This is a genomic window from Paraburkholderia sp. A3BS-1L, assembly GCF_051125215.1.
Classification (GTDB): domain Bacteria; phylum Pseudomonadota; class Gammaproteobacteria; order Burkholderiales; family Burkholderiaceae; genus Paraburkholderia.
This window is the reverse complement of record NZ_CP120442.1, coordinates 1,924,372-1,950,458: the sequence shown is the minus strand read 5'-3', so window position 1 is coordinate 1,950,458 and position 26,087 is coordinate 1,924,372. Positions and strand designations below refer to the sequence as shown.

Genomic DNA, 26,087 nt, shown 5'->3' with positions numbered 1-26,087 from the left:
TTGCTGGCAGGGCGGATGGGAGACGAAGGCGGGCGTCCGTGACGCGCCGCCTTCGTTGCCTTCGGGGGCGATGTTTCGCGAAAACCTGACGAATTCCTGGTGAAGGGTCGTGGGCGGTGCAAGGGGCCCATACGGACCCGCCCCGATCATGGCGACCCGTTCGGATCGCCCGACGGGCGCCGATGGGCGGCCTCAGTGCTTGCCGTGACGATGATGCTTGGCATGGCCTTTGCCGGTGTCGTCGGCGGGCTCGGGCCTGGAGGGGGGCGGATCGACGGCGATAGGGTCGCTTGCCGGGAAAGTCTCTTCGAGCGCTTCGTCGAGCGCATCTTCCTGCGAGGGCTGAGGAGACTTCGGTTTGGATGAACTCATGGCGTTCTCCGGGCGAAGAGAGTCGTCTTCAGGATAACGCAAAGAGAAAGACCACGAGCGCATGGCCGGATCTTGTGCGCTTGCGCTTCGCGCGATCGGCGGTGGCAGAAAATGCGCGCGCGACCCGCGCGCGCATGGCTCAGCCGTTGTTCGAGCCTTCGCCGCCGTTGCCGCCGTTGCCGCCGTTGTTCACGGCACCGTAGAGCCGGCGGCGGCGTGTGACGACCACCGGGCCATCCTGGGCGGGGCGCTCGGGCGAACCGGGTGAATTGGACGGGCCGGACGAGCCAGACGCCGACCAGGATTCGCGCGGTTCGCGCTCCCGGGGCTCACGCGATTCGCGCGAACCATGGCCGCCGTGGCCGCCATAGTTGCCATGCGGGCCACGGCTCGTATGCTCGCCGTGCGAAGGGCGCGGCGTGCGCGGACCCGGGCGCGTGCCGGTGTCGAGCTGGATGGTGGAGATGGCGCGTTTGTAGATGCCTTGCAGGCCGACAGGCGTGCGCAGCATCACCAGGTACTGATCGAACGACTCGATGCATCCGGTCAGGCGAATGCCGTTGACCAGATAGATTTCAACGCGCTTGCGCTCTTTGCGCGCGGCGTTCATGAAGTCGTTTTGCGGGTGCGATTCTGCGGAAGGCATGGACGAATTTTGACCAGGCGGCTCAATGCCGCAATTCATTTAGAAACGTTTGCTCGCCGGAATTCTACCTTGTGCCGGCAAAGCGCGCGTGCGTTGACATACTTTATTGCAGAACTATACCGGCTAGCGGCCACAATGGCGGAATTGGCGGGCTGGCACCTTGCATGTCCGCAAAGATCCACAAAAGCGGGTCTCGAACCATCGGACGCGCTGCCGGCGCATACGTTCATAGCGTAGTGCAAAGCGTGCGCGAACGTGTCACCGATTTCGCTGTCTTGCGCACGCACGCGTCCGACCGTTCCCGCGCCTTATTGAATGGCGATTTTCCGGGCTTCCGGGCGTGCGTTCCGTGCGGCGACGCACGCGCGCGGCAGGCGCGCGATTGCAAACTGGGAATAACGCGCTGGCCTGCCGCGTTTACCTCTTGTCGACGTCGGCGGTTCAGCGCACGACGTCCACTCTGCACAGGAGATGACCATGAAGCGGTTTCGCAGTGTACTTGCCTGTCTTCTCTGTCTGACGATGGCCGCGGTCTCGGGTTCGGTGACTGCGTGCAGCGACATGAATTCGGGCGGCAGCAGCTCGTCGAGCAGCGCGGGCGGTTCGTCGGGCGGCGGCGGTTACTGACTCGCGGCTAGCCACGCCACCGGGTCCCGCGCGCCATGCTGCGCCGTCCGTCCGCGGAGTTCGAAGCGCAAGTAATCGCGCAACTCGCACCCATGCGCCGTTATGCGCGTGCGCTCACCGGCGACGCCGCCTGGGCCGACGATCTCGTGCAGGACGCCGCGGAGCGGGCGCTCTCGCGCGCCGCGTCGTTCCGGCCGGATAGCAACCTGCGTGCCTGGCTGCTGACGATTCTGCGTCACATCTACATCGACCAGTTGCGCGGGCGGCGCGAGATTGCGGTGGACGATGAAAGCGCGCCGTGGCGCACGCTGGAAGCACCGCACGGAGAAGTCGACGGCCTCGTGCTGCGGGATCTACAGCGCGCGCTCTATCAGCTTCCCGCCGCGCAGCGCGAGGTGCTGTTGCTGGTATGCGTGGAGGAGTTGAGCTATCAGGAGGCGTCGACGGTGCTCGGCGTGCCGGCGGGCACCGTGATGTCGCGGCTTTCGCGTGCGCGCGAGCATCTGCGCGCATTGCTCGACAGGGGACCGGTACAGGATTCGGCGCGGCACGTCGCGCCGCTCAGGGTGGTGGGGACCACGCGATGAACGACGACGAACTCGAACGCGAGCGCGCGAACACAGCACCGGCGGGTTCGTCCGATGGCGGGACGCCGCCTGGCCCGATCCCGCCCCCGGTCCAACCGATTGATTTGGACTCCGATATGGACCTTGCCGTGCTGGGTGCCTGGCTCGACGATGAACTGCCCGCCGACGCGCGCGCAGCCGTGCGGGCGCAACTGGCGGCGGACGAGCACGCCGCGCAGCGCGTCGCGGCCTGGCGCGCGCAGAAGGCCGCGCTGCAAGCGTTGTGCCGTGCCGGCGACGAAGCCGCTGTGCCGGCTTACCTGGTGCTCAGGCGACGTGATCCGTGGTGGCGGCGCGCGGGCCTCGCGGCGGTCTGGGCTGTCGCGGGCGCGGGCTTCGCGCTGGCAGCAGGCGCGCTGATGCCACAGTGGTTTCCAGGCGGCCCGTGGGGCGCGGGAGGGGCGGCAGGCGTGGCGGGCGTGGGCCAGGCCCCCCCATCATTGGCGCGCGACGCGCAAGGTTTCGCACGCAGCGCCGACGTGGCCTATGCCGTGTATTCGCCCGAAGTGCGACATCCCGTGGAAGTGGGCGCGGCGGACGAAACGCACCTCGTCGCGTGGCTTTCGAAGCGGCTAGGCAAACCGCTGGCCATTCCGCCGCTCGGCGAATACGGGTACGCACTCGTGGGCGGCCGTCTCTTGCCGGGCGCGGCCGGCCCGGCAGCGCAGTTCATGTATCAGAACCACGCTGGTACGCGGCTCACGCTCTACGTGAGCGCATCGGGCCGCGATCGCGATGCCGTGCATCTGCTGAGCGACGGCAGCCGTCGTACCTTCTACTGGAGCACCGACGGCACGGGCTATGCGTTGTCCGGCCCGGCCACCGAGGCTCGCTTGCGCACGATCGCCTATGAGGTGTGCGGCGCGCTCGGCGGCACGCCGGCGCAATGGTGACAGGCGCACGATGGCGTCGCACGGATCCGAACCGGCCCGCGTATTGCCGCCGGGCATGAGCGCGGCGCGCTTTGTGCGCGCGCTCGCCGCGTTCGAGGCCATCGTGGGCGCGCCCAACGTCTGCCGTGGGGGCGCGGCGCTCGCGCCGTATTTCGATCCGTTCGCGCCCGTCGAGGATGGGAGCGAACTCGCGTCGCCCTTTGCGCCCTCGGCGGCGCTCCTGCCGGCCAACATCGACGAGATCCGCGCGATCCTGCGCGTGGCCAATGCGGCGCACGTGCCGCTCTGGACCGTCTCCACGGGCCGCAACTTCGCGTATGGCGGCGCGGCCCCGCGTCTCGCGGGATCGGTCGTGCTGGACTTGCAGCGCCTGAACCGCGTGCTCGATGTGGACGAGCGGCTCGCATGGGCGCTCGTCGAGCCCGGCGTGAGCTACTTCGATCTCCATGCGCATTTGCGCGAGCACGGCCTGAAGCTGTGGGTCGATCCGCCGGCGGCGGGCTGGGGCAGCGTGATCGGCAATACGCTCGAGCGCGGCTTCGGCTACACCGCATACGGCGATCACGCAGCGGCGCAGTGCGGCATGGAGATCGTGCTCGCCAATGGCGACATCGTGCGAACCGGCATGGGCGCGATCGGTACAAGCACGGCGTGGCAGCTCTACAAGCCCGGCTACGGGCCGTCGTTCGACGCGCTTTTCATGCAATCGAACTACGGCATTGTTACGAAGATGGGGCTCTGGCTGATGCCGGCGCCGCCCGCTTATGTGATCGGTGAAATCCAGTTTGCGCGCGAGGACGATCTGGGCGCGATCGTCGATACGCTGCGGGCGTTGCAACTGGATGGCACGATTGCGCAGCACGCCGTGATCGAAGGCGCGATCCGCCGCGCGGCCAGCATTGCGCCGCGCTCGCGCTGGTACGAGGGCGACGGACCTGTGCCCGAGGCGGCCGTTGCGGCCATGCAGCGCGACCTCGATATCGGGCGCTGGAATCTGCATTACGCGCTCTACGGCGAGGCCGATGTAATCGAGCTTCAGCGCCGCAAGGTCGAGCGCGCGTTCGCACCCGTGCCGCACGCGCGCGCGTTCGCGAAACGTTATGCGGGCAGCGACGAGCCGCAGGGCGGCGGCGAGCGCAACATGGCCGGCATTCCGTCGATGAGCGCGTTTCGCATGCTCGACTGGCTGGGCGGCGAAGGCGCGCATGTGGACTTTTCGCCCCTTTGTCCCGCCGATGGCCACGACGCGCTGCGCCAGTACGCGCTCGTCAAAGCACGCGCGGCGGAATATGGCTTTGATTACTACGGCGGCTTCACCGCGGCGGGGCGCTGTCTGCATCATGTGTTCGCGGCGATCTTCGTGCGCGAGCGGCGCAACGATGCCGTGCGTGCGGGCGATCTGCTGCGCGCGCTGATGAGCGATGCACGCGCGGCGGGCTATGGCGTGTATCGTTCGCATCTGCTCTACATGGATTACGCGGCGGCGCAGTACGACTTCAACGACGGCGCGCTGCTGCGGCTCGCGCAGACGGTGAAGGATGCCCTCGATCCGCAGGGCGTGCTGGCGCCGGGCAAGCAGGGCGTGTGGCCGGCGGCGTGGCGCGCGATGCGCGGCTATACGTGAGATGGCGTGAGATGGCTTGAGACTGTGTGAGGCTGGCATGGAACGGAGGCGACGCGATGAACCGGCGGACCTTTCTTCATGCAACGAGTGGCGCGTTTGCAGCGGCCTGCGCGGCGACCCCTGTGTGGCGGCCTGGCGCGCCGCCGATGCGCGTGGCGGTCTACGACCCGGCGCTGGAACAGGGCAGGGCGCTCGCGCGCAAAGCCGCGCGGCTCGGCGTGCCCGTGTTCGCAACCGGAGCACAAGGCGCGGACGACATCGGCACGCTGTGGCACGCGCAGCTTGCGCGCCGCCTCGAACCCCGCGCTGAAGCGCCCGCCGTCGTCCTCTGTGCACTACGTGGCTCCGACCGCTTCGTGCTGGAGCGTCTCGCTGCGGCGCGCGGCTGCATCGTGCTCGGTGTGCTCCGGAGTTAGCCCGCGCCCGCCTTGCCGACTTTGGCGATCTCTTCATCGCGCAGCTCGCGCCGCAGAATCTTGCCGATATTGCTTTGCGGCAGCGCCTCGCGAAACTCCACGAGACGCGGCACCTTGTAGCCCGTGAGCTGCTGGCGGCAGAACTGGATCAGCGCGTCCTCGGTGAGCGCGGGGTCGCGGCGCACGACGAATACCTTCACGCGCTCGCCCTGCACGGGGTCCGGCACGCCGATGGCCGCGACTTCGCGCACACCCGGATGCAGCGCGATCACTTCCTCGATTTCGTTCGGGTATACGTTGAAACCCGAGACGAGGATCATGTCCTTCTTGCGGTCGATGAGGTAAATATAGCCGCGCGCATCCATGATGCCGATGTCGCCCGTCGCGAACCATCCGTCATTGACGAAGCTGCGCGCGGTTTCGTCGGGACGCATCCAGTAGCCCTTCATGACCTGCGGGCCTTTTACGCACACCTCGCCCGGCTCGCCGAGGTTCGCCCACGTGCCGTCGTCGCGGCGAAAGCGCACCTGCGTGGAAGGCGCGGGCAGTCCGACCGATCCTTCGAAATCCTGAAGATTGGCGGGATTCATCGCCACGATGGGCGAGCACTCCGTGAGCCCGTAGCCATCGACGATCGGCTTGCCGGTGACTGCCTTGAAACGCTCGGCGATGGCACGCTGCGTGGCCATGCCGCCCCCCATCGCAAGCTTGAGACCCGAAAAATCGCGCTGGCGGAATGTCTCGTTCTCGAGGAACGCGTTGTAGAGCGTGTTGACCGCGCTGATGCAGCTGAACCTCTCATGACGCAGAACCTTCATCACGCGCGTCACGTCGCGCGGATTCGCGATCAGGATGTTGCGCCCGCCGATCGCCATGAAGCACAGCGCGTTCACGGCGAGCGAATAGATGTGATAGAGCGGCAGCGGCGTGAGAATGGCTTCGCGCTCGTTCACGAGTTGCCCGGCGATCCACGCCTTGGCCTGCAGCACATTCGCGATGACCGTGCCATGCGTGAGCATCGCGCCCTTGGCCACGCCCGTGGTGCCGCCCGTGTATTGCAGGAAGGCGAGGTCGTCGCGCTGCAGCGCCACCGGTGCGCGCGGCGCGCGGGCGCCCTCACTGAGCGTGTCGAGCAAGCGCACGGTGCGCACGCTGGACGGCAGCCGGTACACGGGCACGAGCTTCTTCACGTGGCGCAGCATGAAGTTGATGAAGCGGCCCTTGAGGTTGAAGCCTTCGCCCAGCAGGTCGCCCAGTTGCGTGAGCACGACGCGCTCGATGCGCGTGCCGGGCAGCGCGTTTTCCAGCGTCTTCGCAAAGCTTTCGAACACGACGATGGTTTGCGCGCCGCTGTCTTTCAACTGGTGCGCGAGCTCGCGCGCCGTGTAGAGCGGATTGACGTTTACGACGACGGCGCCGGCCTTGAACGCACCAAATAGCGCGACCGGATACTGGAACGTGTTGGGCAGCATGATGGCGACGCGCTCGCCGGACTGCACACCCACGCCCTGCAGCCACGAGCCGAACGCGGTGGCCTTGCGGGCGAGTGCACCATAAGTCATCGGCGAGCCGGCGCTTGTGTAGGCCACGTTGTCGCGAAAGCGCGCGGTGCAGTCGTCGAAGAAGTGGGCGAGCGAGGTGTACTGCGTCACGTCGACTTCGTGCGGCACGCCCGGCGGATACGAGGCGTACCAGACGCCGTCGGTGTCCGGCGGCGCAGGGGCCGCCGGGTCCGGGTGGGGGTGAGCCAGCGGCGGCGGTGGCGTCTCGCTCATTGTCGTTCTCCGGGCGTGGCGTGGTCTCTCGCCATCTTGCACCATCTCGCGCCGGGCCGCGCGCCGCATCAACTGGTCATCTGTTTGGCGGTCTGCGTCATGTCGATGCCGCGCCGCTCTCGGCTGAACGGGATCAGCACGGCGATCACGACGGCCACCGTGCCCGCGACGATCGCCATCGCCATCCCGTAGTTCTGGCCGTGCGTAACGGCGAGCGAGGCTTGCAGCGTGGCATTCACAGAGGCGAGCAGGTTGCCGAGCTGGTAGACGAGGCCCGGGAAGGTCGCGCGCACTTCATCGGGCGAGATCTCGTTGAGATGCACCGGGATTACGCCCCATGCGCCCTGCACGGAAATTTGCATGAGGAACGCGCCGAGCGCGAGCAGCACGGGGCCCGACGAGAACGCCCACAGCGGCAGCACCGGCAGCGCGATCAGCGCCGAGATGAAAATGGCCTTGCGGCGGCCGATTTTTTCCGAAAGCGAGCCGAAGAAAACGCCTCCCACAATCGCGCCGATATTCAGCGTGATGGTGATGAGCGAAACCGTATGCGGATCGAAGTGATGCTGCTCGCGCAGGAAGGTTGGATAGAGATCCTGAGTGCCGTGCGAGAAGAAGTTGAATGCTGTCATCAGCACGATCGCGTAGAGCGAGAGGCCGAGGTTGTGCTTGAGCGTGGACAGCAGGCTCGGGCGTGCGCGCTTTTCCATCTCTTTCCAGGCCGGCGATTCGGGCACGTGGGCGCGCACGTAGAGCACGAGCAGCGCGGGCAGCACGCCAACGAAGAACATGCCGCGCCAGCCGATGTGCTGGTAGAGCACGCCGAACACGATCGAGGCAAGCAGATAGCCGCTCGGGTAACCGGCCTGCAGGAGGCCCGAGACGACGCCGCGCGCCTTTGGCGGAATAGTCTCCATGGTGAGCGCGGAGCCCACGCCCCATTCGCCGCCCATCGCCACGCCAAAGAGCGCGCGCAGCACGATGAACGTCGTGAGGTTGGGCGAGAAGCCGGTGAGCATTTCGAGCAGCGAATAGCACGCGATATTGACCATCAGCGTGGGACGGCGGCCGAATTTGTCGGCAAGCCGGCCGAAGATCAGCGCGCCTAACGGGCGCATGGCCAGCGTGAGCGTAATGGCAAAGGCAACGGCGGGGATTTCAGTGTTGAATTCGGTGGCGATATCTTTCAGAACAAAAACCATCAGAAAGAAATCGAATGCGTCGAGCGTCCAGCCCAAATACGCTGCGATCGTGACGTTCTTCTGCTCTCGCGTCCAGCTCATGGCGTTATTCTCCTTGTGTGGCCGCGCTTGTCCTGTCTCCCGGCAATGCGCGCATGGCTCGCTCAGCCCCGCGTGGCGAACTGCATACGAGTGTACGCTGCGCATTAAACATTTGCAGGAATGTCCGGCGCAACCTGGACAAATCCCTGGAGAATTGCTTTATCGGGACCTGTCAGATGAAAGGTTATTGTTTTTATAGTAATTAAAATGTAATTAATTTGAATTGAAAATTGAATGCCCTGCGAATAACGTGCGCGCGGTTTGATGCAGTCATTGGCGATCCTGACTGAATCGGCGAGCGGGGCGGCTCAGCTTCGCATCAGCCATTCTGCGGTGCGGAAGACGACGTCGTCCCAGTCGCCGGGCGTGGTCTGGCGCAGCACGTGCGCCTCGCGCATCCAGGGAGAACGCGTGCCGGTTGCGCCCCAGCGCCACTCGCCGGCCGGATTGACGAGTACTGCAGTGGGCTTGCCGATCATCGTGGCGAGATTGGCGACGCCCGAGTCAACGCTGATTACGGCGTCCAGTTGTTCGATGCAGGCCGCAGTGTCGCCAAACGACATGATGCCCGGCGCGTAATGGGCGATGTTTCCGCGTGGCGAGCCGCCCGTCATCTCGGCCACAGGGTGATGCAGGCTGATGAACCGAACGCGGCTGTCGAGCGCCGCGTTGGTCGTGAGGCGCTCGAGCGCCGCGAGCGGCAAGGAGCGCAGGGCAGCCCAACTGCGCTCCTTGCTGCGCATGTCGCGGTTGTGGCGTTGCGCGCAATCCCAGAACACGCCAACCAGCGCCTTGCCTGGGTGCTGGGCGCGCAACGTGTACGCCCAGCTTGCTGCCTGGTCGCGCGCGCGTTGCGGTGCGCGTATCCAGGCGGCGAACCAGGGATCGGGGCGCGGCTGCAGGTGGGCTGCGAGCATCGGCAGATGCAGCAGCGTGGCTTGCATCGTGGGTGCGAAAGCCTCGACGGCGGGCAGCGTTGATTCGTCCAATGGCGAGATCGGGGCCATCGGTCTGCGCGCGACGACCACGCGGCAGCCGGCCAGCGATGCCTCGACGACGCTGTGGATCGGCGCGTCGCAGGTCACCATGATCTCCGCGCCGGCCGCGCGCCAATGCGCGATGCTGCCGAGCATCATGAACTGGTCGCCGTAGCCCATCTGGTGCGTGACCAGCACGCGTTCGCCGCGCAGGTCGCATTGCCCGTCCCACATCGGCACTGCGCTGTATCGGTAGTTTCCGCTGTCACTTCGGTTGCGCCAGATCCAGTGCGAAAAGCCGCGCGCGTCTGCCGTGCTGAGCAGCGCCTCGGCGAGCCACTTGCGTGCCCGCAGTTTGTCGGGGTCGTGGTCATCGGCCGGAGCGTTCACCACTTGTTCCAGCAGCGCAATGGCGCGCGTGGTGTCGCCGCTCAGGTAAAGGTCGCGGCCGAGCCGTGCCTGATAGAACAGCGGCGACCAATCGAGCGTCGCGAAGTCGATCCAGGCCTGTGCGGCTTGTGCGTGCTGGCCCAGCAGGCGCAGCGCGCGGGCGCGCGCGTGCACGAAGCTGCGGTTGTGCGGATCGAGCGCCAGGCCCTTTTCGGCCCACGGCAGCATTTGCTCGTCGCGCCTCACACCGACGAGCGCTTCGCAAATCTGCAGCAGTGGCGCGGGTTCGGACGGGCAGCGGGCGTGCGCGACGAATGCTTGCAAGAGTCGCTGTTCCGGATCGAGGGTCATTGCTGGGGAGGGGCATGAGGGGCTATTTGTCGGGGAAATCCTAGTGAAGGGGGCGGCCGACAGATATCGGAGGCTTCTTAAAAGCGCGCCGCTGCACCCCGTCTGCGGATGCTGCTGCATGGGTGCGGGTCTTCGAGCATAATGAACGATCGTGCTTTTCCTGATTCCGGTGATGGGGCAGCGTCACTAGAATCGGTTTGATTCCCCGTGTATTCCGTAATGCGGATCCGGGCCAATAGACATCAAGGAGACTTTAAGCATGCAGGTCAGGGAATTGTTCGAACTGGGTGGGCAGACGGCACTTATTACGGGCGGTTCGCGCGGGCTCGGGCTGCAGATGGCCGAGGCACTCGGCGAAATGGGCTGTCGCGTCGTCATCACCGCGCGCAAGGCCGACGAACTCGCAGCGGCGCAGCAGCATTTGCAGGCGCGCGGCATTGAAGTCACGACGGTCGTGAGCGACCTGCAGCGTGCCGAGGCCGTCAAGCCGCTAGTCGACGAAACGCTGGCGGCATGCGGCCGGATCGATATTCTCGTGAACAATGCGGGCGCGACGTGGGGGGCGCCGGCGGAAGACTATCCCGACGAGGCGTGGCACAAGGTCATGAACCTCAACGTCAACGCGCCGTTTTTCCTCGCGCGCGAAGTGGGCAAGCGCAGCATGATTCCCGCGCAGTGCGGCAAGATCATCAATATTGCGTCGATCGCTGGCCTGAAAGGCTCGCTTGGCGCGATGCAGACCATCGCGTACAACACCTCGAAGGCTGCGGCCATCAACTTCACGCGCGCGCTGGCCGCCGAGTGGGGCAAGTACAACATCAACGTGAACGCGATCTGCCCGGGCTTCTTCCCGTCGAAGATGACGGCGGGTCTGCTCGACAAAGCCGGGCAGGCAGTGATCGATCGCACGCCGCTGCATCGCCTCGGCGACGAAAGCGATCTGAAGGGCGCGGTGGTGTTTCTGGCGAGCGCTGCGTCGCGGCATGTCACCGGCCAGCATCTGGCGATCGATGGCGGCGCGAGCATCGTTTGACGCCGCGCGCATCGCACTATGTGCCCGAATTTCACGAATCCCACGAGCCGACTACCCGCCATGCCCCAATCCACCTCCGCCGCGCCGCGCCCGAGCTCACCGTACTGGCCTGCGCATCTTCCGCCACACATGAGCATTCCCACCACGAACCTCTTCTACAACGCGGAGGTCTCGGCGGCGCGTTATCCGGACAAGCCTTTCATCGTCTTCTATGACACGCCCGTTACCTTCGCGCAGTTCAAGGACGAGGCCGAGCGCGTGGCGGGCTATCTGCAGACCGAGTGCGGCGTGAAGGCGGGCGACCGCGTGCTGCTCTATATGCAGAACAGTCCGCAATGGGTGATCGCCTATTACGGCATCTTGCGCGCGAACGCCGTGGTCATACCCGTCAACCCGATGAACCTCACCGACGAGCTCGCTCACTACGTGGAAGATAGCGGCGCGACCACCGCGTTCGTCGCGCAGGATCTGTATCCGCGCATCGCGTCGCTGGTGGGCGCGGGCGAAGGGCAGGGCCTGCGGCATCTGCTGGTCGCGTCGTACAGCGATTATTTGAAAAACGAACCGTTCTCGCCCCCGCCCGAATTCGTGAGCGCGCCGCGCCACGTGGAGGGCCCGGGCGTTGCGCACTGGGCCGACGTGCTGGCGGCGGGCTGCACACCCGGCGCGCTCACGGCAGGGCCGGACGACCTGTGCGTGATGCCGTACACGTCGGGAACCACGGGCAAGCCCAAAGGCTGCATGCATACGCATCGCAGCGTGATGTCGACGGCCGTGGGTGGTTGCGTCTGGTTCGGCAATACTCAGGATTCCGTACAGCTTTCCGTGCTGCCGCTGTTTCATGTGACCGGCATGCAGGGCGGCATGAACAGCCCGCTCTACAACGGTTCGACGATCGTAATCCTGCCGCGCTGGGACCGCGACGCCGCGGCTCGCGCGATCGAGCATTACCGCATCACGACCTGGCAGTCGATCTCGACGATGGTTGTGGATTTCCTTTCGAATCCGCGCATCGGCGAATACGATCTGTCGAGTCTCGCCGCAATGCGCGGCGGCGGCGCGGCCATGCCCGACGCGGTGGTCAAGAAGCTGCGCGACCTCACGGGTCTCGAATTCGTGGAGGGCTACGGCATGTCGGAGACGATGGCCGCCACCCACATCAATCCTGCGCAACACCCCAAGGCGCAGTGTCTCGGCATTCCGGTCTTCGACGTCGATGCGCGCATCGTCGATCCGATCACGCTCGAAGAGGTGCCCGAAGGAGAGGCGGGCGAGCTCATCATGAGCGCACCGCAAGTGATGCTGGGCTACTGGGGCAACCCGCAGGCAACGCGCGAGGCCTTCATCGAGCGCGACGGCAAGCGTTTTTTGCGCACCGGCGACCTCGTGCGGCGCGACGCCGATGGCTATTACTTCATGACCGACCGCCTCAAGCGCATGATCAACGCGTCCGGCTACAAGGTGTGGCCGGCCGAGGTCGAGGCGCTCATGTACCGGCATCCGGCCATCAAGGAGGTTTGCATCATCGGCGCTCAGGACCCCAAGCGCGGCGAGACGGTGAAGGCCGTTGTCGTGCTCGATCCGAGGCAGGTGGGCAGCGTGAGCGAAGCCGATATCGCCGCGTGGGCGCACGAGAATATGGCTGCGTACAAGGCGCCGCGCGTCGTGCAGTTCGTCGATGCGTTGCCGAAGTCGGGCAGCGGCAAAATTCTCTGGCGCCAGTTGCAGGAAGAGGAGGCTGCCGCGCGCTGAAGTGCATTAAAGCGGCGCACCGAACCTCCTGCCTTCCTCGCGAGCCTCAAGCGCCTGCCAATGCCGGCAGGTGCAACTCGCTCCAGTCCCATTCTCCGTGCGCGGCTTCGGCGGCCGCGCCCTTTGTTCCCGTGTGCTGCGCGGTGTGACCCGGCGACCATTCGCCAGGCGCCTGCGCATTCTTGCGCCCGAGAATCGCCTCGCACAGAAAGTCGATGCTGTACGCCTTCAGCAAATGCGCGTGATGCGTTTCGATATAGGCTGCAAGGCGCGCCGCTTCGCCCTGGATCTCCGCAAGCGAGTAGAGCGTGGTGGGATCCCAGCGAAAGCGCAGTCCGAGTTCGGCAAAAGCGGAATTGAATGCGCTCAACTGGTTGTGCAAGTGCTGATCGTGTTCCGTGGCTTTGCGGCCGGCTGAAGAGTGGCTCATGGCTGGTCTCCGTGTGAGTTCAGATGACGTGAGCCAATCGTAGAAGCGTTGAAGAATAAACGATAGTTAAAGTTTTTTTCGATTTGTATAAATAATTGAATATGGATACGCGTTGCGAGCCGCTGATCATCGACCTACGCGTAAACCCGCTTGGTGAGGCGCTTGCTTCTGATATATTGTATGGCACATATGGAATTTGCTTTTAACGACGGCTAAACACAACGTTGGAGACAAACCACCGATGTCTGCCGAAATCCAGGACGTAGCGGGGGGAGCCCCGCTGAGCTTGACGCTCGAACCCATCCACGCCACGGTTTCCCTGCGCGATCAGGCCTATGCGAAGCTGAAGCAGGCGATCGCAGAGACCGACATCTACCGCTCGCGAGACGAAATCCGCCTCGACGAGAAAGAGTTGACCGAAAAGCTCGGCGTGAGCCGCACGCCGGTGCGCGAGGCCATGACGCTGCTGGAACAGGAAGGATTCCTGCGTACTGTGCCGCGGCGCGGCGTCTATATTCTGCGCAAGACCCGCAAGGAGATCGTCGAAATGATCTATATGTGGGCCGCGCTGGAAAGCATTGCGGCGCGGCTCGCCACGCAGCGCGCTTCCGACGAGGACATCGCGCGTTTGCGCCATATGTTCGCGGATTTCGGCGAGGACAAACCCGCCGAGCACATCGAGGAATACTCGGAAGCGAACATCACGTTTCATCAAGCGCTGGTGGAACTGTCCAAGTCGCCGATTATCGTCGAGACCATCAAGAACATCTTCATGCATGTGCGAGCGATCCGGCGCATGACGATCGCGCAAAGCGATCGCGCGTCACGATCGATCGTGGACCACATGCGGATCATCGAGGCCCTTGAGGCGCGCGACACCGAAAGAGTGGAGCGGCTCGTGCGCCAGCATTCGATCGATCTTGCGTTATTTGTCGAAGCGAACTGCGACTTTCTCGACTGAGCGGCTCGCGCGCACACGTTGCGTGCCGCTGTTGTGCATTTTAAGTGTTGCCGTTGGTCATGAAATTTGGACTCCGTAATAAATAGTGGCGCTTGGCGCTGCTGCACCAACCGGGGATCTCAAAAAAACGCTTGACTAATATTGTGTGTGGAATATTGTATATCACGAGTAACCCAACGCCCCGCCAACGAGGAGACGTCATGGCAGAAGCAGGAATGAACGACGCGCAGAACAGCCCTGCGCAGGAAGCGCAACCGACGACCGACGGGTTTCACCTCGTCATCGATGCGCTGAAGCTCAACGACATCGACACGATTTACGGTCTCGTCGGTATTCCGATCACGGACCTCGCGCGTCTTGCTCAAGCTGAAGGCATGCGTTTCATCGGCTTCCGGCACGAGCAGAACGCGGGCAATGCCGCGGCGATCGCGGGTTACATGACGAAGAAGCCGGGCATCTGCCTCACGGTTTCGGCGCCGGGCTTCCTCAACGGCCTGACCGCGCTCGCCAACGCCACCACCAACTGCTTCCCGATGATCCTCATCAGCGGCTCGAGCGAGCGCGAGATCGTCGACCTGCAGCAGGGCGACTACGAGGAAATGGACCAGCTCAACGCCGCCAAGCCGTATGCCAAGGCCGCTTACCGCGTGCTGCATGCCGAGGACATCGGCGTCGGCATCGCCCGGGCGATCCGCGCAGCGGTCTCGGGCCGCCCCGGCGGCGTTTATCTCGACCTGCCGGCCAAGCTGCTTGCGCAGACCATCGACGCCGTGAAGGGCCAGCAGTCGCTCATCAAGGTCGTGGATGCCGCGCCGCGCCAGCTGCCCGCTCCCGACGCGGTCCAGCGCGCACTCGAAGTCCTCAAGACGGCCAAGCGCCCGCTCATCCTGCTCGGCAAGGGCGCGGCCTATGCTCAGGCCGACGCGCAGATTCGCGAGCTGGTCGAGAAGAGTGGCATTCCCTATCTGCCGATGTCGATGGCCAAGGGCCTGCTGCCCGACACGCACGAGCAGTCCGCGTCCGCCGCGCGCTCGTTCGTGCTCGCCGAATCGGATGCCGTCGTGCTGATCGGCGCGCGTCTGAACTGGCTGCTCTCGCACGGCAAGGGCAAGACCTGGGGGGCGCCGTCGCCCAAGCGTTTCGTGCAGATCGACATCGCGCCCACCGAGATTGACAGCAACGTGGCGATCGAAGCGCCCGTGATCGGCGATATCGGTTCGTGTGTCGAGGCGCTCGTCGCCGGCATGGGCTCGAACTTCCCGCAGCCGAGCGCCGAATGGCTCGGCGCCGTGGCGGAGCGCAAGACCAGGAACCTCGCGAAGATGGCCGCGACGCTCGAGAAGAACCCCACGCCGATGAATTTCCACAGCGCGCTGCGCGCGATTCGCGATGTGCTCAAGACACGTCCTGACATCAACGTGGTGAACGAAGGCGCGAACACGCTCGACTATGCGCGTGCGGTGATCGACATGTACCAGCCGCGCAAGCGTTTCGACTCGGGCACGTGGGGGATCATGGGCATCGGCATGGGCTTCGCGATCGGCGCGGCGGTCACGAGCGGCACGCAAGTCGTGGCCATCGAAGGCGACAGCGCGTTCGGCTTCAGCGGCATGGAGCTGGAAACCATCTGCCGCTACAACCTGCCGGTTTGCACGATCGTCTTCAACAACAACGGCGTGTATCGCGGCACCGACGTGAACCCGACCGGCGGCGCCGACGTCGCGCCCACCGTGTTCGTCAAGGGCGCGCGCTACGACAAGATGATCGAGGCGTTCGGCGGCATCGGCCACCAGGCCACGACTCCGGAGGAACTGACTGCGGCGCTGCTCGAAGCGATCGCGTCGGGCAAGCCCACGCTGATCAACGCAGTGATCGACGAATCGGCCGGCACGGAAAGCGGCCGTCTCACGAATCTCAATCCGCAAAGCGCGGCCATGAAGAAATAAGCTGAGTCTCCCAGGACACATCACAGGACACATTCATCAGGAGCCAAGACATGAGCAAACCCCTCGACGGCATCAAGATCATCGACTTCACGCACGTACAGGCGGGCCCCGCATGCACGCAAATGCTCGCGTGGTTCGGCGCGGACGTGATCAAGGTGGAGCGCCCGGGCGCTGGTGACGTGACGCGCTCGCAGCTGCGCGACATTCCCGAAGCGGACGCGCTGTACTTCACGATGCTCAACAGCAACAAGCGCTCGCTCACGCTCGACACCAAGAAGCCGGAAGGCAAGGAAGTGCTCGAGAAGCTAATTCGCGAGTCGGACGTGATGGTGGAAAACTTCGGCCCGGGCGCGCTCGATCGCATGGGCTTCACGTGGGAGCGCATCAAGGAGCTCAACCCGAAGATGATCGTCGCTTCGGTGAAGGGCTTCAGTGAAGGCCACCACTACGACGACCTCAAGGTCTACGAGAACGTCGCGCAGTGCGCGGGCGGCGCGGCTTCGACCACGGGCTTCTGGGACGGCCCGCCTACGGTCAGCGCAGCGGCGCTCGGCGACAGCAACACGGGCATGCATCTGGCCATCGGCATTCTCACGGCGCTGATCGGCCGTGAAAAGACCGGCAAGGGCCAGAAGGTGGCCGTCTCGATGCAGGACAGCGTGATCAACCTGTGCCGCGTGAAGCTGCGCGACCAGCAGCGTCTGGATCGCGTGGGCTATCTGGAGGAGTATCCGCAGTATCCGCACGGCACTTTCAGCGATGTGGTGCCCCGTGGCGGCAACGCGGGCGGCGGCGGCCAGCCGGGCTGGGTGCTCAAGTGCAAGGGCTGGGAAACCGATCCGAACGCGTATATCTACTTCACGGTGCAAGGCCATGCATGGGAGCCGATCTGCCGCGCGATCGGCAAGCCCGAGTGGATCAGCGATCCGAACTACATGACGGCCCAGGCGCGCCAGCCGCATATCTTCGACATCTTCGCGACGATCGAGGAGTGGCTCGCCGACAAGACCAAGTTCGAGGCCGTCGATATTCTGCGCAAGTTCGATATCCCGTGCGCACCGGTGCTCAGCATGAAGGAAATCGCCAATGACCCGTCGCTGCGCGAGAGCGGTACTATCGTCGAAGTCCCGCACAAAGAGCGCGGCACGTATCTCACCGTGGGCAGCCCGATCAAGTTCTCGGACCTGAAGCCGGAAATCACGGGTTCGCCGCTGCTCGGCGAGCATACGGATGAGGTGCTCGCGGGTCTTGGGTACACGCCGCAGCAGATCGCGGCGCTGCACGAGACGCGCGCGGTCTAAGTACGGGACGCTCCGCAGGCCAGCGGAGCGCGGCGCGCGCATGAGGGTCGTGCGCGCCGCGCTCCGGCGATTCAACCCTTTCCCCACTTAGCTCCTATCAGGTCAAGCACCATGTCAACCGCCATCGATTTCGCCCAGCTTGCCGACGCTATCGGCGACGCCATCGTCATCTCGGACGCCGCCGGCGACATCACGTACTGGAATCCCGCCGCTACGCGCATGTTCGGCTATACGCGCGAGGAGGCGCTTGGCAAGACGCTCGATCTGATCATTCCCGAGCGGCTGCGCGGCCGTCACTGGGACGGTTATCACAAGACGATGGCGTCGGGGCAGACTCGCTACGGCAACGACGTGCTGCGCGTGCCCGCCGTCGACAAGGACGGTCGCGCGCTGTCGATCGCGTTTACCGTCGCGTTGCTGCACGGCCAGCAAGGCGAGATCACGGGCATCGTCGCCGTGATTCGCGACGAGACCGCGCGCTTCCAGGAAGAGCGCAATCTGCGCAAGCGCATTACCGAGCTCGAAGCCCAAGCCCAGGCCCAGGCGCAGTAGTTCTGAGCCAGTTAGCCAGCCTGCGGGCTGGCCGTATATCGCCCGACCTCAAGGTTCGCACGGAGCGCTTCGATGCATACGGAAATACTCGGTCATTACGAGGTCGAACTCTCGGCCCGTCAATTCATACACAACGGTGGCTGGGCGGCGTTCGCCGCTATCCACGATCCGCACGGCGGGCGCGGCGAACAAACGGGGTGCGCCCCCGTGCTCCCCGAGCAGCGAGTCGCCGACGAGACCGTTTTCGCCAGTGAGGCCGCCGCCATAGCAGGCGCCCGCCAGGCGGCGCTCGCAATGCTCGGCTATCTCGAGACAGTCAACCCGCCGCGCTAGCGGTCCCGGCTACACGTGAAGACGCGTAACAACGCATAGGGACGCACAGCGAGGCGGCGCGCCGCGCAGGCAGCGGCGCGCGCCAAGAATTCCAACATCCAGCAGGAGACGTTTCATGATGACATGGCCACGCCCTGGGCGCGCCAGGGGACTTTGCGCGCCGCCGCATCGCCGCGCCGGTATTTGCGCTTCATTCGTGCGCGGAGGTTCGCCATGGCAATGACCATTGCGGTGCCCCGCGAAATATTCGAAAACGAACGCCGCGTGGCGGCCACGCCGGAAAGCGTCGCACAACTGATCAAGCTTGGCTACGAGATCGAGATCGAGGCGGGCGCGGGCGAGCTCGCTTCGTATAGCGACGAAGCGTATCGCGCGGCCGGTGCATGCGTTGTCGACGATCCGCTCGAACTGTGGTCCAACGCCGACATCGTGTTCAAGGTGCGCCCGCCGTCGCTCGAGGAGGCGCAGCGCCTGAAGACCGGCGCGACGCTCATCAGTTTCATCTGGCCCGCGCAGAGCGGGGCGCTGCTCGAGGTGCTCGCCACGCGCGGCGCGACGGTGCTCGCGATGGACTGCGTGCCGCGCATCTCGCGCGCGCAAAAGCTCGACGCGCTGAGCTCGATGGCGAACATGGCCGGTTATCGCGCCGTGATCGAGGCCGCGCAGCATTTCGGGCGCATTTTCACCGGGCAGATCACGGCGGCGGGCAAGATGCCGCCCGCCAAGGTGCTCGTGATCGGCGCGGGTGTGGCCGGTCTCGCGGCCATCGGCGCAGCGCGCGGGCTTGGGGCCGTCGTGCGCGCATTCGATACGCGGCCCGAGGTCGGGCAGCAGATCGAGAGCATGGGCGCCGAGTTCCTGAGCGTCGACGTGGAGGAGGAAGGCGGCGGCGGTGGCGGCTACGCGAAGGTGATGAGCGCGAAGTTCATCGAAGCCGAGATGGCGCTGTTCAAGGCCCAGGCGAGCGAGGTGGACATCATCGTCACGACCGCGCTGATCCCGGGCAAGCCCGCTCCGCGCCTGATCGACGAAGAGATGGTCGCGTGCATGCGCGCGGGCAGCGTGATCGTCGATATGGCTGCGGAGCAGGGCGGCAATTGCGCGCTCACGCGCGCGGGCGAAGTGGTGCATGCGCATGGCGTGACGTTGATCGGCTATACCGATCTGCCGAGCCGCATGGCGAATCAGTCGAGCCAGCTCTATGCGACGAACCTGCGCCATCTGATGACCGATCTCACGCCTCTTAAGGATGGCGAACTAAAGCTCGACATGGACGATGTCGTGCAGCGGGGCACCACGGTCATGGAGCAGGGCAAGCTCTGCTGGCCCGCGCCGCCGGTGCCGACGGCGGCTGTCGCGCCGGCCGCGCAAGCCGCGTCGGCCGCGAGCGGGGCGAAGCCCGTGCAGCAGGCGCACGGTGCGGCTAGATCGGCTGCCGCCGAAACGCGTAGCCGCAGTGCATGGCCGCTGGTCATGCTGGTGCTGGCGGCCGTGGCGTTGCTCGCGCTCGGCGCGGTGGCGCCGAGCGCGTTCGTGGCGCATTTCACGGTGTTCGTGCTGGCCGTTTTCGTGGGCTATCAGGTGGTCTGGAATGTGACGCCGGCGCTGCACACGCCGCTCATGAGTGTGACCAACGCCATCAGCGGGATCATCGTGATCGGCGCGCTGCTGCATCCCAACGGCGCGGATACGGCGATGGTCGTGAAAGTGCTCGCGGGCGTCGCGCTGCTGGTTGCGACGATCAACATTGCAGGCGGGTTCCTCGTGACCCAGCGCATGCTGAAAATGTTTCAACGGACCTGAGGAGGCGACGTCATGCTTAGTGGAATCGGCAATATGGCGTGGCTCGGTTCGGCCACGCTCTTCATTCTCAGCCTGCGCGGGCTGAGTCATCCGGCTAGCGCCCGGCGAGGCAATCTTTTCGGCATCTGCGGGATGGCGATCGCGGTCATTGCGACGCTACTCGTCACGGGCGGGGCGGGGCTCGAAGTAGCGCTCGGCGCGGCGCTGGTGGGCGGCGGCATCGGCGCCGTGCTGGCTAGACGCGTGGAAATGACGCAAATGCCGCAACTCGTGGCCGTGCTGCACAGCTTCGTCGGCCTTGCGGCGACGCTCATCGCGGTCGCGAGCTTTCTCTCGCCGGCCGCCGCCGCGAGCGCCGTCGAGCGAGGAATTCACGACACCGAGATCTATATCGGCGCGTTCATCGGCACCGTAACGTTCAGCGGTTCGATCGTGGCGTTTCTCAAGCTGCAGGGCACGGTGGGCGGCAAGCCGCTCGTGCTGCCTGGCCGGCATCTGATGAACGCCGTGGCGCTCGCGGTTTGCATCGGGCTTGCGCTTGTCTTCGTGGCCGCACCGGATGGCCCGAATGCACTCCCCGCGCTCATCGCGATGTGCGCGATTGCGGCGGTGCTGGGCGTGCATCTCGTGATGGCGATCGGCGGCGCGGACATGCCCGTAGTGGTGTCCATGCTCAACAGCTATTCGGGCTGGGCGGCCGCGGCAACCGGCTTCATGCTCGATAACGACCTGCTGGTGACGACCGGCGCGCTGGTGGGTTCGAGCGGCGCGATCCTCAGCTACATCATGTGCCGCGCGATGAACCGCAGCTTCGTCTCGGTGATTCTCGGCGGTTTTGGCGCCGTGGCCAGCACGTCGAGCGCCGCGCCGCAGGGCGAAGTGGTGGCGACTTCCGTGGACGAAGTGGGCGCGCTGCTGCGCGATGCCGCCGAGGTCGTGATCGTGCCCGGTTATGGCATGGCCGTCGCCCAGGCGCAAAGCACGATCAGCGAAATCACGCGCAGGCTGCGTGCGCAGGGCGTACGGGTGCGTTTTGGCATCCATCCAGTTGCCGGGCGCTTGCCGGGCCATATGAACGTGCTGCTCGCCGAGGCGAAGGTGCCCTACGACATCGTGCTCGAAATGGACGAAATCAACGAGGACTTCACGAATACCGACGTCGTGCTCGTGATCGGCGCGAACGATATCGTCAATCCGGGCGCGCAGGAGGATGCGGGCAGCCCGATCGCGGGGATGCCGGTGCTCGAGGTGTGGAAGGCGCGCACCGTGGTGGTTTCCAAGCGCAGCATGGCGACGGGCTACGCGGGCGTCGACAATCCGCTCTTTTATAAGGAGAACACCCGAATGCTGTTCGGCGACGCAAAGGGTAGTGTCGATGCATTGCTCAGGCAGCTAGAAACGGCCTGATGCAGGAGTAGCGCGCGGCGCGGCGAGACCCGGGTAAACCCGGGAAAGACCGCGCTTCGCGCGAGACCGCCGGATCCGGCGGCTCATCAATGCAATGTACGGAGAGAGACAAACGTGGCACAAACCGATCGCATCGACGCCCCTTATACGGCGCGGCGGCACAACCGCTGGGTGCAACTCGCGGCCGGTGTAGCCTGCATGGGGCTAGTCGCCAATCTGCAGTATGCGTGGACATTGTTCGTAGTGCCGATGGATTCGAAGCACCACTGGGGGCAGGCCGCCATTCAGCTCGCGTTCTCGCTGTTCATCGTGACGGAGACGTGGCTCGTTCCCGTGGAGGGCTGGCTCGTGGACCGCTTCGGCCCGCGCCCGGTCGTGATGGGCGGCGCGTGCTGCGTGGCGCTCGGCTGGATGCTCGACGCGTGGGCGCCGGCGCTGCCGGTGCTCTACGTGGCGGCGGTGATTTCGGGCATCGGTGCGGGATGCGTGTACGGCACGTGCGTGGGCACGGCGCTCAAATGGTTTCCGGACCGGCGCGGGCTCGCTGCGGGCACGACGGCGGCGGGTTTTGGCGCGGGCGCGGCGCTCACCGTCATTCCGATCGCGCGCATGATCCAGCATTCGGGCTACGAGACGGCCTTCGGTTTTTTCGGTTTGCTGCAGGGCGTGTGCATCATGGCGCTCGCGCTCGTGATGGTGCGCCCGAAGCCGCCCGCGCATGCGGCCGGCGTGCAGCGGGTGGTGGCCACGAAGACCGACTACACGACGCGGCAGATGATCCGCGCGCCGCTGTTCTGGGTGATGTACGCGATGTTCATGTGCGTGGCCACGGGCGGCATCATCGCGACCGCGCAGATCGGGCCGATCGCCAAGTCGTACGGTTTCTCCTCGATGCCGGTGGCGTTCATGAGCATGACGCTGCCGCTGCTGACAATGACACTGTCGATCAACAATCTCTGCAACGGCTTCACGCGGCCGCTGTGCGGGCTCATTTCGGACCGGATCGGGCGTGAGAACACGATGTTCATCACTTTCATCGGCGAAGGGCTCGCGTTGCTCGGCCTGCGCTACTTCGGCCACGACCCGTATCTCTTCATCCTGTTTTCGGGGCTCGTGTTCCTGTTTTACGGCGACATCTTCTCGAACTTCCCGGCAACCTGCGCGGACACCTTCGGCGCGCGCTACGCGGCGGGCAACGCCGGCACGCTCTATACGGCCAAGGGGACTGCCGCGCTGATGGTGCCGGTGGCCACGCTGCTCGCGGTGCACGGCGGCTGGAACATGGTGTTCGAATTCGCGGCGTGTATCGCGATGATGGCGGGGGTGTGCGCGAAGGTGGTGTTGCAACCGATGCGGCGGCGCTGGATCTTCCAGTCGGCCAAGCCTGCGGGGCATGTCGAAACGGCGTTCGTCCGCAATCCGCTGGGTACGGGCGAGTAGTTAAATCGTTATCGGGGCGGGCGGCGCGCGCTATCCGGATGAGGGGCTTCGCACCGCTGCGCGCCGCCGCCCGGGTGCGTGCGCAGCCTGCGCATGAGCGCCGCCGCTGGCAGCGCACGTACGCGTGCGCGGCGCACCCGGCGGGCATCGGTGTGTGCCTGCATGCGGGGCAGCTCGGGCGCCTCGTCGGTGTCGTCCGTCGTGGATAACGCCGCGTAGCGTCCTTCGGTCTGGCCGCGCTCGATCCACTCGGCTGGCAATCGGGTCGCGATCAAACACGTCGCTGCGGCGCGAAGCCCACGGCGGCGATCGCGGCGATAACGACGATTTCCATTCCTTCTCCCTGTCGCGGGCGTGATCTCGTGCCGACGATGCGCCTCAGGCATCCCCGGGTTTCTGGTCAATGTATACCATTAAACATAACGAGATGTTTTCAGGGTGACGCGCGTTCGTTCAATCATGGATGTTGTTCATGAAGTATGAACGGAAGAAAAAATTGAACATCTCGTGGTTTCTGTTCATAATGCTGGCGTGTTCATTGTTTTTGAACAAGCGAGATTTATGAACGACGGCAACCAGCATGGTCTCCCGAATTTTGATCGTCCAACCGAGGCGCTGCTCAGGCGGCTCGTCAACGGGGCCACCGGGCGTCTGGGTATTCCGCTGCGGGTAATCGACTTCGGCCCGACAGCCCGCAGCGCTGCGCCGGCCAGAGAGGCGAAGGTTACGCTGGAGGTGAACGGCGCTCCGCGACCCTACATGCTCGCTGCTCGCACCCGGATACGAACGCGGGAGGAGGTGAGGACCGTCGTGGCCCAAAGTGCCACTGCCGATCTTCCGATCCTTCTGGCCACGTCCTGGCTGACGCCTGCATTAGCGGACGAGTGCGTCGAACAAGGCCTGCAGTTCATCGACCTCGTCGGTAATCTTTATGTGCGTGGTCCCGGCCAGTACATTCTCGTCACAGGCCGGCCGGCGAATCCGGACATCAGGCGTTACGTCTCGAGATCAGGAAAACCTGCGATCTCCGCGAGTGCTTCCGCGCTCAAGATGATTTTTGTGTTGCTTTCCGCTCCGGAACTCATCAACCGTCCATACCGGGAAATCGCGTCGTCGGCAGGGGTGGCGCTTGGCACGGTCGGCGGCGTGTTCGATGACCTGCGTGAACGCGGCTTGCTGGCCGGCACGGAGGACCGGCGATTGCTCGATCCTGACGCGCTGAGGGAAGAGTGGACGATCAATTATCCGCTGCGCCTGCTGCCGAAGCTCAGCGTACAACGGTTTGCGGTCGATGATCCTTCGTGGTGGCAGCGCGCGGAACTTCCTGCCGGGCAAGCCTGGTGGAGTGGAGAAGTCGCTGCCGCAAAACTGACCGGGCAGCTTCGGCCGGCCTCGCAGACACTATATGTCGAACCCGCAGCGAGACCGGCTGTCATGATGGCGCTGGCGAAGCAGCACCGCCTGCGTGCCGATCCCGCGGGCAGCCTGGAAATTGTCGATGCCTTCTGGCATCTCGACGACGCACGGACGGCGCAGCTGACGGCGCCGCTTTTGCTCGTGTACGCGGATCTCCTGCGCACGAGAGAGCCCCGTAATGCGGAGGCAGCGGCGTTGATTCGCGATCAATGGAGCGGGGCGAATGACGGTCGTATATCTTAAGGCGCCACTCCCGGCGGGAAAGCAGGCAGTGTTGTCGGCCATGGATCGCGTGGCGCGGCTGTCGAACCTGCAGTACTTCGTTGTCGGTGCGACTGCCAGGGATATTCTGATGTACCACCTGCATGGATTCCCGCTCAACCGCGCCAGTCCCGACATCGATTTCGCAATGGCCATCGAGAGTTGGCCTGCATTCGAAGCGTTGCGAACCGCGCTGCTTGGGGAGCCGGCGTTCCGCCCGGACGGGAAGATTGTGCATCGGCTTCATTATTCGCCTCCGGTTGGCGAAGGCTTTCCGGTGGATCTGGTCCCGTTCGGCGGTGTCGAGATCTCTCCGTCGCAAGTGGCGTGGCCGCCGGACATGGCAATTGTGATGAACGTGGCGGGCTACGCCGAAGCGCTGGATAGCGCGGTGACCGTGCGCATTGCGGACCGATGCGAGATTCGCGTTGCGTCGATACCGGGTCTCGTGATGACGAAGCTGATCGCGTGGCTGGACCGTGGGCAGTCCAATCCGAAAGACGCGGTGGATTTCCGGTATCTGCTCGAAAACTATGCGACTGCCGGCAACGCCGACAGGCTTTATGGGGAGGAGTTGCCGCTACTGGCGGCTTGCGATTATGCGTTCGAGCGCGCTGGTCCGAGATTGCTCGGAATGGATATCGCGTCCATCGCGTCGGCCCGAAGCAGGCAACAGATCGCCCGCATTCTGGCCGCCCCCGAACTGCACGATAGGCTCGTCGTGCATATGCTGCGTGGCGGCGCTCACTCCGGAGATCCGGTAGCGGCGATCGAGAGCCGGCTCGTTGAATTCAGGATCGGGCTGCTGGATTGGCCGGGGCCGTGATTGCATTGCTGTACTGATCGCCGATAGCGGGCGCGTTTCAGTTTCAGTCGCGCAAAAACAAAAAAGCCCGCAATTTGCGGGCTTTTTCGATGAAGCCGTGACTCGAAGAAGCGTGGTGCCCAGGAGAGGACTCGAACCTCCACAGTGTTGCCACCGCCAGGACCTGAACCTGGTGCGTCTACCAATTCCGCCACCTGGGCACGTCTTCAAGCTAGACAGCGATTATAGCGTGTTCGTGGACCCTGTCAATCAATGTTTTCAAAAAATCTTCACATCGCGAAAGATCTGCATCTGCGCGCGGGAAGCCGCGAAACATTCGGCGCAGCATGCTGCGGCTCTCACCGCCAGCGGAGCCGCACGGAAACGAAAAAAGCCGGCATAAAGCCGGCTTTTTTGAATCTTGGTGCCCAAGAGAGGACTCGAACCTCCACAGTGTTGCCACCGCCAGGACCTGAACCTGGTGCGTCTACCAATTCCGCCACCTGGGCAAGGTGTCGCTTACTACTTGCTGCTACGCTTGTCGTGCAGCAGAGAACGAGATTTTAGCGTGTCTGCAGGACCTGTCAAGGCCCTTTTGAGGAAATTCGAGAAAAAAGTGCCGCGTCGGCGCTGGCCGTGAGTCCGGCGCGCGAGGCGCGTGCAGCGG

The 26,087-nt window shown here is 64.7% G+C and carries 25 protein-coding genes and 2 tRNA genes; 17 read left to right on the top strand and 10 right to left on the bottom strand.

The features are described from left to right. Positions 1-192: 192 nt before the first annotated feature. On the bottom strand, positions 193-372 hold the full coding sequence (locus P5W99_RS08835) for a hypothetical protein (RefSeq protein ID WP_421024168.1): 180 nt from the start codon (positions 370-372) through the stop codon (positions 193-195). A 139-nt stretch (positions 373-511) separates the two neighbouring features. Continuing rightward, positions 512-1,018, bottom strand: a complete 507-nt coding sequence (hfq, locus tag P5W99_RS08830; protein ID WP_434660274.1) for an RNA chaperone Hfq — start codon at positions 1,016-1,018, stop codon at positions 512-514. A gap of 477 nt (positions 1,019-1,495) precedes the next feature. Here hfq and P5W99_RS08825 point away from each other — a divergent pair, with 477 nt between their 5' ends. From P5W99_RS08825 to P5W99_RS08805, 5 genes are all read left to right on the top strand, one after another. Then, a complete protein-coding gene (locus P5W99_RS08825) occupies positions 1,496-1,645 on the top strand; it encodes a hypothetical protein (RefSeq protein ID WP_421024166.1) in 150 nt (49 codons plus the stop codon). Positions 1,646-1,680: 35 nt separating this feature from the next. Continuing rightward, on the top strand, positions 1,681-2,232 hold the full coding sequence (locus P5W99_RS08820; RefSeq protein WP_421024165.1) for a sigma-70 family RNA polymerase sigma factor: 552 nt from the start codon (positions 1,681-1,683) through the stop codon (positions 2,230-2,232). A gap of 116 nt (positions 2,233-2,348) precedes the next feature. Then, a complete protein-coding gene (locus P5W99_RS08815; protein ID WP_434662496.1) occupies positions 2,349-3,164 on the top strand; it encodes an anti-sigma factor family protein in 816 nt (271 codons plus the stop codon). A gap of 10 nt (positions 3,165-3,174) precedes the next feature. Next, the gene (locus P5W99_RS08810; protein WP_434660272.1) at positions 3,175-4,788 is read left to right on the top strand and encodes an FAD-binding protein; all 1,614 of its coding nucleotides are present in this window, start codon (positions 3,175-3,177) and stop codon (positions 4,786-4,788) included. Between the two features lie 56 nt (positions 4,789-4,844). Further along, complete coding sequence (locus tag P5W99_RS08805) at positions 4,845-5,204, top strand: hypothetical protein (protein WP_421024163.1); 360 nt, start codon at positions 4,845-4,847, stop codon at positions 5,202-5,204. On the opposite strand, the gene P5W99_RS08800 is transcribed toward P5W99_RS08805, so the two are convergent. The 3 genes from P5W99_RS08800 to P5W99_RS08790 all read right to left on the bottom strand — a co-directional run bounded on the left by P5W99_RS08800 (position 5,201) and on the right by P5W99_RS08790 (position 9,953). After that, on the bottom strand, positions 5,201-6,979 hold the full coding sequence (locus P5W99_RS08800) for an AMP-binding protein (protein WP_434660270.1): 1,779 nt from the start codon (positions 6,977-6,979) through the stop codon (positions 5,201-5,203). The two genes, P5W99_RS08805 and P5W99_RS08800, sit on opposite strands and share 4 nt — an antisense overlap. Before the next feature lie 68 nt (positions 6,980-7,047). Then, positions 7,048-8,262, bottom strand: a complete 1,215-nt coding sequence (locus P5W99_RS08795) for an MFS transporter (RefSeq protein WP_421024161.1) — start codon at positions 8,260-8,262, stop codon at positions 7,048-7,050. A gap of 308 nt (positions 8,263-8,570) precedes the next feature. Continuing rightward, a complete protein-coding gene (locus P5W99_RS08790; protein ID WP_421024160.1) occupies positions 8,571-9,953 on the bottom strand; it encodes a glycosyltransferase family 9 protein in 1,383 nt (460 codons plus the stop codon). 286 nt (positions 9,954-10,239) lie between these two features. Between P5W99_RS08790 and P5W99_RS08785 the strand changes: the two genes are divergently transcribed. Then, entirely contained in the window at positions 10,240-11,013 is a 774-nt protein-coding gene (locus tag P5W99_RS08785) for an SDR family oxidoreductase (RefSeq protein WP_434660268.1), read from the top strand. 129 nt (positions 11,014-11,142) lie between these two features. Next, entirely contained in the window at positions 11,143-12,765 is a 1,623-nt protein-coding gene (locus tag P5W99_RS08780; RefSeq protein WP_434660266.1) for a long-chain fatty acid--CoA ligase, read from the top strand. Positions 12,766-12,811: 46 nt separating this feature from the next. Here the strand turns inward: P5W99_RS08780 and P5W99_RS08775 are convergent, their stop codons facing one another. Further along, on the bottom strand, positions 12,812-13,195 hold the full coding sequence (locus P5W99_RS08775) for a hypothetical protein (RefSeq protein ID WP_421024158.1): 384 nt from the start codon (positions 13,193-13,195) through the stop codon (positions 12,812-12,814). 241 nt (positions 13,196-13,436) lie between these two features. On the opposite strand from P5W99_RS08775, the gene P5W99_RS08770 reads away from it, so the two are divergent. From P5W99_RS08770 to oxlT, 8 genes are all read left to right on the top strand, one after another. Continuing rightward, complete coding sequence (locus tag P5W99_RS08770) at positions 13,437-14,156, top strand: GntR family transcriptional regulator (protein WP_421024157.1); 720 nt, start codon at positions 13,437-13,439, stop codon at positions 14,154-14,156. Positions 14,157-14,356: 200 nt separating this feature from the next. Then, a complete protein-coding gene (gene oxc / locus P5W99_RS08765; RefSeq protein WP_421024156.1) occupies positions 14,357-16,102 on the top strand; it encodes an oxalyl-CoA decarboxylase in 1,746 nt (581 codons plus the stop codon). A gap of 50 nt (positions 16,103-16,152) precedes the next feature. Continuing rightward, positions 16,153-17,403 carry a formyl-CoA transferase gene (gene frc, locus P5W99_RS08760; RefSeq protein WP_421024155.1) on the top strand — a complete coding sequence of 417 codons (1,251 nt, stop codon included), beginning with the start codon at positions 16,153-16,155 and terminating at the stop codon, positions 17,401-17,403. Positions 17,404-17,514: 111 nt separating this feature from the next. Continuing rightward, positions 17,515-17,955 carry a PAS domain-containing protein gene (locus tag P5W99_RS08755; RefSeq protein ID WP_421024154.1) on the top strand — a complete coding sequence of 147 codons (441 nt, stop codon included), beginning with the start codon at positions 17,515-17,517 and terminating at the stop codon, positions 17,953-17,955. Between the two features lie 72 nt (positions 17,956-18,027). Then, the gene (locus P5W99_RS08750; protein WP_421024153.1) at positions 18,028-18,288 is read left to right on the top strand and encodes a hypothetical protein; all 261 of its coding nucleotides are present in this window, start codon (positions 18,028-18,030) and stop codon (positions 18,286-18,288) included. Between the two features lie 213 nt (positions 18,289-18,501). After that, entirely contained in the window at positions 18,502-20,091 is a 1,590-nt protein-coding gene (locus P5W99_RS08745; protein ID WP_434660263.1) for a Re/Si-specific NAD(P)(+) transhydrogenase subunit alpha, read from the top strand. 12 nt (positions 20,092-20,103) lie between these two features. Continuing rightward, positions 20,104-21,498 (top strand): NAD(P)(+) transhydrogenase (Re/Si-specific) subunit beta, encoded by a 1,395-nt coding sequence (locus P5W99_RS08740; protein WP_421024151.1) that lies wholly within the window; start codon positions 20,104-20,106, stop codon positions 21,496-21,498. A gap of 114 nt (positions 21,499-21,612) precedes the next feature. After that, positions 21,613-22,938: an oxalate/formate MFS antiporter gene (gene oxlT / locus P5W99_RS08735; protein ID WP_434660261.1), complete on the top strand. Its 1,326-nt coding sequence runs from the start codon at positions 21,613-21,615 to the stop codon at positions 22,936-22,938. An 8-nt stretch (positions 22,939-22,946) separates the two neighbouring features. Here oxlT and P5W99_RS08730 read toward each other — a convergent pair whose 3' ends face one another. Beyond that, entirely contained in the window at positions 22,947-23,213 is a 267-nt protein-coding gene (locus P5W99_RS08730) for a hypothetical protein (RefSeq protein WP_434660260.1), read from the bottom strand. A gap of 286 nt (positions 23,214-23,499) precedes the next feature. Here P5W99_RS08730 and P5W99_RS08725 point away from each other — a divergent pair, with 286 nt between their 5' ends. Next, positions 23,500-24,597, top strand: coding sequence for a type IV toxin-antitoxin system AbiEi family antitoxin (locus P5W99_RS08725; RefSeq protein ID WP_434660258.1), 1,098 nt, complete (start codon positions 23,500-23,502; stop codon positions 24,595-24,597). After that, positions 24,578-25,441, top strand: a complete 864-nt coding sequence (locus P5W99_RS08720; RefSeq protein ID WP_421024147.1) for a nucleotidyl transferase AbiEii/AbiGii toxin family protein — start codon at positions 24,578-24,580, stop codon at positions 25,439-25,441. Before P5W99_RS08725 ends, P5W99_RS08720 begins: the two co-directional genes overlap by 20 nt. A 113-nt stretch (positions 25,442-25,554) precedes the next feature. Here P5W99_RS08720 and P5W99_RS08715 read toward each other — a convergent pair. The 3 genes from P5W99_RS08715 to P5W99_RS08705 form a co-directional block, all read right to left on the bottom strand. Then, positions 25,555-25,641, bottom strand: a tRNA-Leu gene (locus P5W99_RS08715). Between the two features lie 58 nt (positions 25,642-25,699). Then, on the bottom strand, positions 25,700-25,852 hold the full coding sequence (locus P5W99_RS08710; protein ID WP_421024146.1) for a hypothetical protein: 153 nt from the start codon (positions 25,850-25,852) through the stop codon (positions 25,700-25,702). Continuing rightward, positions 25,843-25,929, bottom strand: a tRNA-Leu gene (locus P5W99_RS08705). The genes P5W99_RS08710 and P5W99_RS08705 overlap by 10 nt, the downstream gene beginning before the upstream one ends. Positions 25,930-26,087: the final 158 nt, after the last annotated feature.

Bases quoted from the DNA above. Each gene is read 5' to 3' on its own strand.
- P5W99_RS08835 (WP_421024168.1), bottom strand. From the start codon at position 372: ATGAGTTCATCCAAACCGAAGTCTCCTCAGCCCTCGCAGGAAGATGCG.
- frc (WP_421024155.1), top strand. From the start codon at position 16,153: ATGAGCAAACCCCTCGACGGCATCAAGATCATCGACTTCACGCACGTA.
- P5W99_RS08785 (WP_434660268.1), top strand. From the start codon at position 10,240: ATGCAGGTCAGGGAATTGTTCGAACTGGGTGGGCAGACGGCACTTATT.
- P5W99_RS08810 (WP_434660272.1), top strand. From the start codon at position 3,175: ATGGCGTCGCACGGATCCGAACCGGCCCGCGTATTGCCGCCGGGCATG.
- hfq (WP_434660274.1), bottom strand. From the start codon at position 1,018: ATGCCTTCCGCAGAATCGCACCCGCAAAACGACTTCATGAACGCCGCG.
- P5W99_RS08820 (WP_421024165.1), top strand. From the start codon at position 1,681: ATGCTGCGCCGTCCGTCCGCGGAGTTCGAAGCGCAAGTAATCGCGCAA.
- P5W99_RS08780 (WP_434660266.1), top strand. From the start codon at position 11,143: ATGAGCATTCCCACCACGAACCTCTTCTACAACGCGGAGGTCTCGGCG.
- P5W99_RS08770 (WP_421024157.1), top strand. From the start codon at position 13,437: ATGTCTGCCGAAATCCAGGACGTAGCGGGGGGAGCCCCGCTGAGCTTG.
- P5W99_RS08775 (WP_421024158.1), bottom strand. From the start codon at position 13,195: ATGAGCCACTCTTCAGCCGGCCGCAAAGCCACGGAACACGATCAGCAC.
- P5W99_RS08755 (WP_421024154.1), top strand. From the start codon at position 17,515: ATGTCAACCGCCATCGATTTCGCCCAGCTTGCCGACGCTATCGGCGAC.
- P5W99_RS08815 (WP_434662496.1), top strand. From the start codon at position 2,349: ATGGACCTTGCCGTGCTGGGTGCCTGGCTCGACGATGAACTGCCCGCC.
- P5W99_RS08725 (WP_434660258.1), top strand. From the start codon at position 23,500: ATGAACGACGGCAACCAGCATGGTCTCCCGAATTTTGATCGTCCAACC.
- P5W99_RS08750 (WP_421024153.1), top strand. From the start codon at position 18,028: ATGCATACGGAAATACTCGGTCATTACGAGGTCGAACTCTCGGCCCGT.
- P5W99_RS08745 (WP_434660263.1), top strand. From the start codon at position 18,502: ATGGCAATGACCATTGCGGTGCCCCGCGAAATATTCGAAAACGAACGC.
- P5W99_RS08740 (WP_421024151.1), top strand. From the start codon at position 20,104: ATGCTTAGTGGAATCGGCAATATGGCGTGGCTCGGTTCGGCCACGCTC.
- P5W99_RS08825 (WP_421024166.1), top strand. From the start codon at position 1,496: ATGAAGCGGTTTCGCAGTGTACTTGCCTGTCTTCTCTGTCTGACGATG.
- P5W99_RS08800 (WP_434660270.1), bottom strand. From the start codon at position 6,979: ATGAGCGAGACGCCACCGCCGCCGCTGGCTCACCCCCACCCGGACCCG.
- P5W99_RS08805 (WP_421024163.1), top strand. From the start codon at position 4,845: ATGAACCGGCGGACCTTTCTTCATGCAACGAGTGGCGCGTTTGCAGCG.
- P5W99_RS08720 (WP_421024147.1), top strand. From the start codon at position 24,578: ATGACGGTCGTATATCTTAAGGCGCCACTCCCGGCGGGAAAGCAGGCA.
- P5W99_RS08795 (WP_421024161.1), bottom strand. From the start codon at position 8,262: ATGAGCTGGACGCGAGAGCAGAAGAACGTCACGATCGCAGCGTATTTG.
- oxc (WP_421024156.1), top strand. From the start codon at position 14,357: ATGGCAGAAGCAGGAATGAACGACGCGCAGAACAGCCCTGCGCAGGAA.